Below are 12,334 nucleotides of genomic sequence, written 5' to 3'. Positions count from 1 at the left end.
CTGCGTTCTCCCCAGCCTGAACAGATACCTTGCCTGCTTCATCAATGGTGACGATATAACCCTTAGTGAGCAGATCGGCTTGCATAACGCCGTCCATAACACCACCATTGGCCTTAATCGCTGCCTCAGCATAAGCCTGCACCGCCTTAAGCTTTTCATCCTCAGATACGGCGACACCTGCAACCTCTTTCTCCTTGTTGCTGAGCAAGTTATCTAGCTCTTGCTTGGATAGTGCCTTAGCCTCTTCTGTTTTTTGCTCTCTTACGTTTCCTACTTCATTTAGCGCATCTATAACCGTGCGACCGTGCTCCATTGCCAACTGGTCAGCCTGAGCATATAACTGCTTAGCTTTTGCAGTGAGATCTTGGAACTCTTTAAAAGCAGCCTCTTTCGCATCACCGAGCATGAATTTAGACTTCCAGTACATAAATGCACCTGTAGCCTCGTACATAGCACCCGCGAAAAGATTGACCGTAATCGCAATCCCCTTAAATCCGTCATTGAATAAGGCAAAGATGACTCCAGCTGCCTGCAATGCCTTTGTAAATCCGTTTGTATTCGATTCTGCTGCATTGATACCGTTGTTATAGCTCAAGATGGTATTTAGAGCTGTATCAAGCAGAGAAACGCCTACAGATATGGACTCGCCCACGGCTTCAACCATGGACTTAACCATTTTGTAGGCTTCAGATGCAGCATTTTTCAATTCAACGATTGTGGCGGGGTCAATTTTCTTTAATTGGTTGCCCACCCAGACAAAACCTTCCCCGATGTCCTCAAGGAGCTTTTTAACTACCCCCATGTTGTCAGCAATAGTCACAAGCCAGTCAGCTACGGTAGCACTCGCACCTGTGGACTGATCCATGGTCCCAATCAGGATCTCCCATTGGTTTTTAATTCTCTGCAGAGCATTACCAATCGTTGTAGGGAATTTCGCATACTCAGCCTGAATAACGGATGATTGCTGCTGTAATGCCTTGATCACGCGCTCAGATGACAGCTCACCATTCTGAGCCATTTCACGCAGCTGACCAGTAGTTACACCCAAGGAACGTGCTAAGGCTTGGGAAATGCCTGGTGCTTGCTCCATGATTGAGTTGAATTCATCACCACGCAGTACGCCAGACTGTAAAGCCTGAGTTAATTGCACGATAGCCGCTTCACTGGCTTGAGCTGAGCCGCCGCCTGTTTGAATGGCCATGTTGATCGTTTCGACTAAATCAAGGCTTTGCTGCTGTGTAAGTCCCATGTCCTTACCAATGGCATGTACCTTAGTAAACAGTCCCGCCGTAGCATCTAGGCTTGAATTAGTGGACAAGGCTACACGGTGGACACCTGCCATCGCTTCACTAAAATTGCCGTGCTCAGTTGTAGCGATTCTGACTCTCGCGGTTACGTTGGTGTAGCTGTCAGCAACCTGAGCAAGCTCCCGAATGGTTAAGCCGATACCTAAGCCAGCCAATGCCCCTGCCAGTGCTCCAACGGCGAACTTGGCAACATTGAAGCCTTTCTTTGCAGACTCTACGGCGGACTCAGTCTCTTTAAGCTCTACGTTGGCTTTGCCTACTTCAGTCTGGAACTCGCTAAAAGCTTGGTCTGCTTCCCGCACCTCTTTCTCAAGCTGATCTACCTTGCGCTGGGCAAGCTCAATGTCTACTGGGGATGCGTTTGTATTGGCAAACTCTTGTAGCCGCTGTTTTGCACTAGCTAAGTCAGATTTAAGTGTATTGAGCGCCTTTTCTGACTTGGTACCTAGATCAGAGAAGCCTCTGGCAGCATCCTTGGCACCATCGCCCGCCTCTCTCATGATCTTGGTAGCGCCATTTAGGGATTGGGTTAAGCCTTCCGCTAATTTTGTGGTGCTTTCAGGAACAATATTGGCAATTTGCTCTGCAGCCTTGGCACTCGCTTCCGATGCCTTATCTGCTGTCACCTTGTAGGCATCAAACGCCGTTTTAACTTGCTTAACACCTGTCTCAAGCTCTTTGACTTGGCGCTGTGCGTTCTCAATGTCTTCAGGTGTGGCATTGGTAGCAGCAAGTAGGTTTAGCTGTAATTTCGCCTGTTTCAGGTCATTCTGTAGACCTTGAAGCGCCTGTTCGCCGTAGTCACCAAGCTGTTTTAAATTTGCTGCACTTGCCTGCGCCTCATCACCCATTGAGTCCAGTGTTTTGGTAGCACTATTTAATTCCGTTACCAGCTGCCCTACACGTTTCTGTGTTTCAGATGGCACTATCTCTACAACGGCGCTTTGCACCTCTTTGGCGCTTTGTTCAATGGATTGCAAGATTGGTTGGGTCTGTCCCTTTAACCCATTAAAAGCGATTGTGACCTGCTTAACACCAGTTTCTAACTCCTTAACCTCTTGCTGAGCCTTGGCAATATCTTCTGGTGTAGCTTTGGTGGCTGCCAACATATTTAAATGCAGCTTGGCATTCTGCAGGTCATCCTTTAATCCTTGCAGAGCCTTCTCACCATAATCGCCTAATTGCTTAAGGTTCTCGGCACTCAAATTGGCATCACTGCCTAATGATCCAAGCGCCTTACCTGCAGTGTGTAATTCACTTACCAGTTGTGCCACCTTCTTTTCGACCTCAGAAGGGACTATTTCTTTCATTGCCTCATTGGTGCTCTTGGCATCTGCTACAAATTTGGCATTACCGTCCTTGATTGCCTTAAAAGCATCATTAAGCGTCTTCTCAGACTGTTTTACGTTACTGATAAAGCTCTTACTATCAGCTTCCATTACCAACTTAAAAGTTAAATTCTTACTCATAGGTTTTTCCTTAGTGTCTAAAATCTCTCGGCCTGTCAGAACAAAGAGGTCTACTTTGCTGTAGACAAATATTATTCTACCAAAGACACGAGTAGACATAACGGAACATGAGCAAAACAAGTAACTTATAAGAATTGGTGTCTACCCAGTTAGCCTAAAATAGACATAAATTTGATAATGAATAGACACAGGGTTACATGCTGAAAATCCCCTATTAAGCCTCTATTACTTGCATGCAAATAAAAACCATCTGGGATCCAGTGAGTCAAAAAGTGAGGTTAGAAAATTCCGCATCACCATCGAGGTGCGCCGTCATTCTGCAAATTGCTGTTTTTAAAGCAAAGCGCAAAATTGCGCTCAGTTCAGTTGTGGTGAAAATCACCATAACTTGGCTTGGCTGGATTTGAAATCTGACCAAAATTAGAGGCTAGTGCGGTGGCAAAATATTACAGTGCCGCTCACCACAAGACTTAAATTCCTGAGTAACGAAATCAAAATTCCCGTGTAACGCTTTTCAAATTCCTGTGTAACGTTTTTAAGATTCCCGTGTAACAGAGCCAAGAAAAGTATGTATTGAACATGAAAAAAAGCTCAAAAAAGTATGTATTGAACAGGAGTCATTGCATGTAACAAACATGAATTTTCCCGAGTAACGGTAGACATGAGCAAAATTTAATCTATTTTCTGTGTTTTTGGCGTAATTTTGGGAGAACGTCCTTCATGTCACCTTACGGCGTACCAGTGACAAGACCAGTGATAAATATGTGTTTTGGGTGGTTGGCAGAAGTATTCATAAGGGCAGTGTTATTTTGTCGATCTTTGGCCCGTGGTATTTCTTAATTTTAAAGGGTTAGATTTGAAATATGAGCCTTCCTCTTGCGCCGCCTGCTTAAGAATCATTAGAATCGCTACCGTGTTCCTTGAGTTATTGTCATACAGCCTTTGAAGTTCTTTTAGTCGATACGCTCTGTGATACAGCGGTATATCACTGGCATCATTTCTGAACTTATCTCGCTCAGCATTAAACAGATCCACCCACTGTTTAGCCAGTTTTGGATTCCTGTCAGGCAAATACATTGAGATTTGCTGTTCTGATACATCAATCCCGAATTCATCCTTAACAGAGCTTGCTACTGCTCGCGCACTGTCAAAGTGAGCAAGCTGAATAACAATGTACTTCTTAACGCCGTACGCGAGTTTTACTGCCTTCATATCAAGTACCAGAATGGCGCCTATTCACCTACTGCAGCCGCTAAAAGTGACTAAGGAATATTGCTGCAATAACAGTGCTAGTTTAGCGCATTGCCAGTGATTCAAATACAGATACGGCGCATGCATACCATTTGACCATAATTCAGCATTCAAGTATTACTTGGACAAGGGTGCAGTAAATCACCTTGACAACACAGCCTTTAAAATCGACCAAAAACCCACTCAAAGCCATGATATAAAGGCATTGCAGAGATTTTGAATAAGTGGCATTCCGTCAAGGTACGTCAAGGTAAATTTTTAATTTCGTCCAAGTACGTCCAAGTAAAATTTCAATTTCGTCACGATACGTCATGCAAGAACGTGAAAAATGTAGAAATCCATCCAAGTACATCCAAGTAAATTCCTTAATACAGCAATTTACCTTGACGGCGTGAATCTTAAAATCAGCTAAAAACCTACTCAAAACCATGTACGAAAAGGCTTTGCGCCATTTCCACCATTCCATCAACGTACATCAACGTACATCAAAGTAAATCCCCAGCCTCACCTCGCAACTATCCCTATTTCGGTACTATTCCGTTTTCGGTACTGTTCCGTTTTTGGGTTCGTTATGCCCTTGCAGCCAGTACTAACCAGTTGTTTTAAAAGCAAAGCTCAGAATTGAGCCGATGCCTGGTAATTCTGTACCGGCTAAAGCTCCACACTTTTGAGGAGCTTCTCATTGGTCACAATTAAGTTGTCATGGAAATCGTGACAACTTAGATGCAATGGATGCACATGGATTGTGTACCCTCTCTATCGTGTCGATATAACGGCGATTTATCGACATGGCCATGTTGATGTGTCGATACCATAAGCACACGTTTGCCTTGGTACCCTCACAAATAAGGGAACCATTTCGGGGAGATACTCGACATGCTTAACGACTGCTTAACGGATGCTTGACGAATGCTTGACTAAATATGACTAAATCTTGCTTAGTTCGACATAATGTTTGACAGTATTTAACTTAACGAGCCAGCAAGCGATTGATAGTGATATGAAAAGCTTTGACATTTCAACAGACATTTTCACTTGTAGATTGCTTGATTTGAACTTGTTAAACGATAGACAACCCAGTTTGTCTCTCATATATGGCAAAAATAGAGAGTCATGCAAAACCCCTATATCCGTAAAGCCACGTAAAGCAAAAGCTTGCTTGGCGCCATCACTACCAAAACACCTATAAAACCATGCTCAAATTCAGTCACAGCAAGGTTTACGCCGTTTGTGACGAAAACCGATCTTGTAAGGGCACGTAAGGGTAAAAACAGCCTTAAATCTTGCTGTACAGCACCACCATGAAAACAGACAAAAAACACCATCAAACATATATGCAGAAAGGTTTACCGCAAAAATGAGGTAAACATACCTTGTACAGCTACGTACAGCAAAGCAGCCTTTTTATAGAGTGCGAGTGGGATTGTTTTATAAATAAATTATTGTTTTCTAAGGTAAACGCAAAATTGCGTTGAGTGGGTATGGTCAAAATGACCACCCCTAAAAGCCTAGACCGATAGTGAAATTCCGCTATCGCTATGCCCATCCTAAAATGGAGGATGGTATTCAATGAGCGAAAAATTTCGTTGGTTAAGAGCATGTTTTAAAAGGTTAATCCAAAATTGGATACATCTAAAACACGACCAATCTACTTAATCAAACACTTGGAAGGTCAAGTTAATTCTGGATTTAAAATCTAAAATTCTACTGACCAACTTAAAGTAGGTTAGTGAGTAACTGAGTGGCTTAAAGTAACTCGGTTCAATCTCTCAAATTTTCGGGATACCTGAACCTCTAAATAGAGGATCAGCTTAAATATTTAGGTATTCGTTCCACCAAAAAGAGGAGTGAAGAACACAAGGAATACAGACAATTTATAAATGTGTTTTGTCTATTTACGTCTAATAAATCTGTATCAGTACGTATCACAAATATAAGGTTTTATTAGGTTCAATCGTTGGGTTTAACTAGGTTCTAATTTCAGGTTTTATCAGGTTCAAAGGTTAAGTTTTGTTAGGTTCAAATACTTACTATCACTTACTTTCAAATAACAGGTTTTGACAGGTTTTTATACTGGAAAAATTGTCATGTTTTTGTCAGGTTCATATTTCTATTTTTTGGATGGGTACCAAAATTATGACCATATACCCAATGTCCGTACTTTTGATCATTTTATATACGTGGACTATGTTACTACATCAAAAAAATGCTGTTACCACATCAAAACCTGTAATAACGATTTTCTGTTACCACATCAAAATATGAACCTTATGCCATGTTTCGATTTAAATTTTTTATGTAGGGTTTTGGCTAAATCCCTTAATAATTTTATCCTGGTACATTCACCCGATTTTCAATAATCAAATACACACCCAAACATGGCATAAGCCAATCAATCTCCCATTTTTGGGGAAACGATCCAAGCCCCCAGTGATCGACCACAATCAATGACAATGACCCTTAAAATTAGCGCCGTTATGATTCCAGGTCTTATCAGGTCCCAATGTTAGATTTTGTTAGGTTGTGACCTTAGGATTTTTGCAGTAGTCAGGACCATAACAGTTGATAACAACAGATAGCGGAAATCCATCATCGGTACAATGAGCATTATAATTTTAGAGCCTAAATAATTAGGGAAATAGGTGCAGCAGTTTTATGTCAAAAGGCAGCATTGAGAGCTATAGCTCGATAAGTATCAAGCAGTTAAAAGGGAAATTGTCATTAAGTGATGATGACCTAAAACAACATAGAAATATCAGTATTACAGTAAGCAACGACTACGGTAGTTTTGCATTGAAGCTATCCCATTCACCTTGCAACTATGGTGGGGTGCGATTTTGGTTTTTATGCTCATGCGGTAAACGCTGCACAAAACTATATTTAAAATGTGGTGTATACGCTTGCAGACAATGCCAGCAACTCAATTACATTTCTCAACAGTGGAATAAGTCCGACATCCCATTACTACGTGTCAGACGGCTACGGAATCGCTTGCAGTGGTCGCAAGACTTGAGAGATTGGCCGATACATCAAAAGCCTAAAAACATGCACTACAAAACATTTGCTGCACTTGTAAGGGAACTGGAAAAAAGAGAACAGGAACGGCTACAAATGCTTATTGTTTATCTTCATGGGATGGGGATTAGATAAGCACGGCGGGGACGGATCAAAAGTGTAGTAGCGGATCAGGAGCATTTACCCCATTGAGGGATATGCTCAAATTTGAGCGCATTTCAAATGTGACCAAGTGAGCATCTGAGCCACAAATAAGAGGAGCAGATCGAATATTAGGTTTTATAAGGTTTTGCGCTCAACCAAAAAATGGAGCTCAAAGCGCCTGAGCCATCGATCGGATGAGCAGCTGACTACGAAAGTTTTGTAGTTGATTGGATACTGCGCTCACCAGTGCTGCCGATCGTAAGCTTACGCAGTTGATTTTCAAGGTGAATCCAAATTTGGATAAGGGGTCATGGAAATCACAATGCCGCTATACGCCGTTTGAGTACCAGATAAACGAAAGGCCCTAACATAACGCTAGAGCCTTTTGCCGATTGGGTATCCCCGATCCATAATCACATTATAGGGCATTACACCGTTTGAGTGTCAATCAAGGCAATCGTTTCGATTGTCGAAGCACCCTAACGAGCCTTAAGCATTAGACACTGCATTGTTATCTACGCCGTATTTAATCAAAAAGTCCCTGCGATCTATAAAGACCATGTCCTTGTTATGCCGCTTAATAGAGCGCTTAGCTTTCTCTATATCGTGTGCATCCCATGCCCTGCCATCACCAGTCATTATTGTTAGCGGATAAGCGCCGTCAGCAAGCTTTACCAGCGCAACAACCTGTTGGCGTCCAGTCTCATATTCCTTGCGGGTAAAGATAACGGTTTTTCCGATCTTCAAAAAATTGCATGCATCCTTGGAAAGTCTGGGCTTTATCGACATCGAGCGCACCTGCTATGGCTGTAATTTGAGTTTTGTTATTGCCCCCATGATAGCAACTAATTATTAATTTAATGCATCTATACGGCAAAACAGCATCACAGCAATAAGCTCTAAAACACAGACGGAATGAATCACGATAAATCCAGATGAATCTAGAGCGCTCATGAGTAACCAGATATCGTAAACCCTAACTTTCACCACTGGAGATAGTTGAGTAATGCATAGTGCAGTACGGCGTTAAAGGCGTCCTGAATGAGCTATTAATTGATTTTTTTTCAAATAGCGCCTAAATCATTAGTAAATTATTTACTGCATATTTACGCATATTCTGCCCAAAATCTCACACTATATTGATTTATAAAGGGTATTCATCAATTACTCTAAAATCCGCATACTCTTACCGCGGCGTTAAAAAATGGCTCAAATTGGCATAAAAATGGTAAAGAAATGATAATTAATGGCTAAATTTGGCTAGATTTTGCATAAAAATGGCTAAAAATAGCCTCAAAAATGCAACGTAATGGCACGAATTGGTTAAATTCCGCATTTGAAATGGCGAATTCAACACCCTAATTGGCAGTTATTGGCAGCTATTGGTAATTTATGTACAGGTAGTGGCAGCAAGTGTATGGGAATTGGTAATTAATGGCTGAAAGTGTACGAACCGTAAAACGTCAGGTAGAAGACTGCCTCTCAATAGATAGCCGTACCATGAGGAAAAACGGCGTATTTGGCGACCACCCTATTGGCACTTGGGAATGGCCTGAATATGAATCACGCCTAAACTACTCATTTTTAGATAGCACACTCACACTGCAATTCAGTATAAATGGGCAAACTGAATCCCAGATCGTCAACACCAATACTACGCCGTGTAATTATGGTCATCATCGACATTGGTTTTTATGCCCTGGTCATGAGTGTGGCAAACGTGTAGCAAAACTATACCTAGTCGATAACAAGTTTCTCTGCAGGCACTGCCATAAATTGAACTACCTTATTCAACAATGCAGAAAGACCTTGGTACCAGTAGTCAACATGAGCCGCATTGAGTTAAAACTTAACTGGCCGTCTGGTGGATTGGTTCCTCAGCATAAGCGGCTATGCCCACCACCACACATGCATAAAAAGACATTTGCCCTACTCGTCAGCAAGTATGAAGAATACGAACAGCAGAGAGATTCATGGCGCGGTTCTTTGATTGATAAGCTTAAATCTCGACTTTAATTCACACGGCGTTTTGGCACATGCTATTATGGTTATACCGTTCAGGGGTGGACGTAGTGCATATAGGTGCAACACCCATGCACAGGAATGCCAGAGTAATATCTGGCATTTTTTTTGGACACTCAAAACAAATAAATAACAACCCCCCCTCATCATCGGAACATCCCATAAAGACAGCTTACCTGTGGCTATTTCGATACATTTTGGATTATTCTCTTTATTGGCTACACGGTAGACATGGGCACTCATGTCACCAGTAGACAGAAGTTTACACCCCTGAAAAGAAGATAAAATTATGACTCACCTCTCAGTTATTGAGGTTGCCGAGCTTTATGGCTTTAATCGGCAAACCGTTTACAAGCGCATTGCAAAGGGCGAACTCTCTAAAAACTCTGACGGCAAAATTGATCTAGCCGAGGCAATACGTGTCTTTGGTGAACCTGCAAATAGATATAAGGCGGTTACACCTGAAATCATTGAAAACACAGTACCTACAGCAGAAATAGACATGCTCAGAGAACAGGTAGACATGCTAAAGGAACAGCTACGTCTCGCCGTTGAAAGAGAGCGCATGTCAAAGGATCGTGAGGAGGTAGCAATTAACCGTGAGCAGTTTTACCAAAACCAAATTGAGGCTATGCAGCGTTTACTCATGCCACCTAAGCCACCAGAGCCACCATTCCCAGATGCACCTCAAGACACCCAGAACACACAGGCTACAGAACAGGTAGACAATAACCAGTCTACAGTAGACACAGAGCTACAGGGCAGGGGACAGGAAGGCAGTACCAATAATGACGGCGATAAGGTGAAAAAAGGGTTTTGGTCGAGCTTTTTCGGTGGGTAACGTCCTATTTACAGGCCACCCAAATTTTACTAAGATAACCCTGTAGCCCTACAGAGCTAGTGATTAAATTCACAAAGTCTATAACCCACGGAGTGTTTTAGATTGGTATCTCTAGGCATAGATATAAAGAGCTTGTCAGAAATGACGAGCTCTTTTTTTATTGGTGCGAAAATTCGTTAATACCTTCATGCGATGCCAGCTGGAGGAGGCGCTTATAAGACACCGTACTTTCGTAATGCTTCGCCGTATCCTCACAAAGCCATGAAAGCAACTGCAGGTTATACCTGATCTCCCTATTTAAACGCTTGATAACCTCATCTTGGCTCTTTGGTTCCTTGATCAGTACTACCTTTGTACCTTTCTTAAATACGTCACCAAATTTCCAGACAGGCTCCAAGTGAGCCAACCTATTACGCCACTTGCATGTAACCTTGACTCTATCAATGATGCGGTCATGGTCATCATGGGTTAGGTTTTGGTAGTTCGGGAATATGACAGGGAATAGCTTCACCCAGTCCACCAGTGACCCATCTAGGTACCATTTTGACTGAAGCACGTATGGCCACTTACCAAACTCCAATTTAGAGACAACTACTTGCGGTGGTCGGTCAAGGCATCTTCGACCGCTATGGGTGATCTTTCTAAACCCTTTGCCAGTCTCATTCAAAATTTCACGGCCATTGCTATCGCACTTTGTTTTATTGCTTTTATCTTTCTCAAAGAAGTCGATATGCTCATACCATGCAAAGTTATCTTGTACCTTGCTCGGATCCACCTTGCCTGAATCCTCTTTGCCTAATTTTTGCCTCTCTAATTCCAGCACCATAGATACTTCTCGGCTAAGTGCGCCGTGAATGCTGTTCCTTAAGCTCACTTCAATGGTGCTCAGCAATATATACAGCTCAGACGATAGAGCCTGATTCCAGTAGTAATACTTAACGCACTCCAATTCATCCTTGCAGCCAAAGAATGTCATGTACGAAGACAGGCGTGGAGAACTGATTGATTTTATGACGGCGCTAGTTGCCATGTCCTAAAGTTGTCTCTATTTATACTGCAACCATGGTAAAGCAATTTTATTTTTGGTTTTGCTCAAATATTGCTCATTTTATTGGCTAAAACTTACAAAATACGCCGTACAGCATGGCTTTTCATTAAAAACGGCGCTGTAACGCGGTGTCTACGGTAGACATAAAATCCGAAAGCATTGTGTAGCACGGTGTCTACAAAATTGATTGCGTATAATGAACCTTATGTTAAATGACTTACAAAGTTATATACTTGTATATAACCTTTCGCTTAGTTGAAATCAGTATGGCAAACCTTAATCGAGCAATTGTAATGGGCGTCCTTGGCCGCGATCCTGAAGTGAAGAATTTCACTAATGGCTCTATAGCCACCTTCAGTGTAGCCACATCTGAGTCATGGAAAGATAAAACCACTGGCGAACGCAAAGACCAGACTGAATGGCACAGAATTGTGGTTAATGGTCGATTGGTGGATGTGGTCACCAAGTATTTAAAGAAAGGCAGCAAGGTTTATATTGAAGGCTCTTTACGAACACGGCGCTGGCAAGATCAAAATAATAATAATCGTGAGCAAGTGGAAATTAGAGCAGAAACATTACAGCTTTTATAAAGTATTCTAATTATAAATACAGGGTTGCATTTAAAATGTGACCCTTTTTTTAATAATAATTATATAGACTCACTTATTTTAATAATTACCCACCACATGAACACCATGCCTGCAGGCTCGCACTATAACGTACATTATGTTGACCAAATTTTCCTACTAAAGATTACTGCTATAATCTTTAGTTCCCCCCGCGTTTGTAGCCCTCCCCTATCATTTTTATAAAAATTTCATGCCCTTTTATCAGGTAAAACGTCCTAACCATGGGTAAACGGCGTGTCTACCTGCGCCGTTCTGGAACATCAGCCGTTACACACACAGAATAAATACGCCATATCGCTGTAACCCTTATGTGTGCTGAAATGTAACGTAATGACAATGAAGTGACAGAGGTTACACATCAATAGATACACCCACTCCCCCATATACTGCATATAATTACTATTATGTGCAGTAATTTATTTTTCTATGTTTTTCACATAGTTATGGATGCCTAATTATTGGTACAAAAATACCCTACTGGAACATCATCCTGCAGGATCCATGTAACCTGATCAGTAAAAATACTAGACACCAGTAGACATAAAGCTACATGCAATTTTTAGCTATACGGGGGTTGCTTAGAAGTGCTTTCAGCATGAAAGCGCTTC

7 protein-coding genes and 1 pseudogene are annotated in these 12,334 nt (G+C 41.9%); 4 read left to right on the top strand and 4 right to left on the bottom strand.

Annotated features, from left to right (window positions below):
- Both FTV43_RS12820 and FTV43_RS12815 read right to left on the bottom strand, forming a co-directional pair.
- Positions 1–2,776, bottom strand: a 2,776-nt coding sequence (locus tag FTV43_RS12820; RefSeq protein WP_257224116.1) for a tape measure protein, incomplete at its 3' end; no start/stop codon positions are given.
- A gap of 804 nt (positions 2,777–3,580) precedes the next feature.
- On the bottom strand, positions 3,581–3,988 hold the full coding sequence (locus FTV43_RS12815) for a DUF2280 domain-containing protein (protein ID WP_179995650.1): 408 nt from the start codon (positions 3,986–3,988) through the stop codon (positions 3,581–3,583).
- 2,694 nt (positions 3,989–6,682) lie between these two features.
- Between FTV43_RS12815 and FTV43_RS12810 the strand changes: the two genes are divergently transcribed.
- On the top strand, positions 6,683–7,177 hold the full coding sequence (locus tag FTV43_RS12810; protein ID WP_179995649.1) for a hypothetical protein: 495 nt from the start codon (positions 6,683–6,685) through the stop codon (positions 7,175–7,177).
- 498 nt (positions 7,178–7,675) lie between these two features.
- Here FTV43_RS12810 and FTV43_RS12805 read toward each other — a convergent pair whose 3' ends face one another.
- Entirely contained in the window at positions 7,676–7,975 is a 300-nt protein-coding gene (locus FTV43_RS12805; protein ID WP_179995648.1) for a hypothetical protein, read from the bottom strand.
- A gap of 645 nt (positions 7,976–8,620) precedes the next feature.
- Between FTV43_RS12805 and FTV43_RS12800 the strand changes: the two genes are divergently transcribed.
- Positions 8,621–9,202, top strand: coding sequence for a hypothetical protein (locus tag FTV43_RS12800; RefSeq protein ID WP_179995647.1), 582 nt, complete (start codon positions 8,621–8,623; stop codon positions 9,200–9,202).
- 295 nt (positions 9,203–9,497) lie between these two features.
- On the top strand, positions 9,498–10,049 hold the full coding sequence (locus tag FTV43_RS12795; RefSeq protein WP_179995646.1) for a plasmid replication DNA-binding protein: 552 nt from the start codon (positions 9,498–9,500) through the stop codon (positions 10,047–10,049).
- A 157-nt stretch (positions 10,050–10,206) separates the two neighbouring features.
- On the opposite strand, the gene FTV43_RS12790 is transcribed toward FTV43_RS12795, so the two are convergent.
- Positions 10,207–10,875 carry a hypothetical protein gene (locus FTV43_RS12790; protein ID WP_368856086.1) on the bottom strand — a complete coding sequence of 223 codons (669 nt, stop codon included), beginning with the start codon at positions 10,873–10,875 and terminating at the stop codon, positions 10,207–10,209.
- Between the two features lie 488 nt (positions 10,876–11,363).
- Between FTV43_RS12790 and ssb the strand changes: the two are divergent.
- Positions 11,364–11,684 (top strand): annotated as a pseudogene (ssb, locus tag FTV43_RS12785) (single-stranded DNA-binding protein); the annotation flags it as partial.
- Positions 11,685–12,334 lie beyond the last annotated feature (650 nt).

This window comes from Acinetobacter sp. YH16053 (assembly GCF_013417035.1).
Lineage (GTDB): Bacteria > Pseudomonadota > Gammaproteobacteria > Pseudomonadales > Moraxellaceae > Acinetobacter > Acinetobacter towneri.
This window is presented reverse-complemented; position numbering and strand designations above follow the sequence as displayed.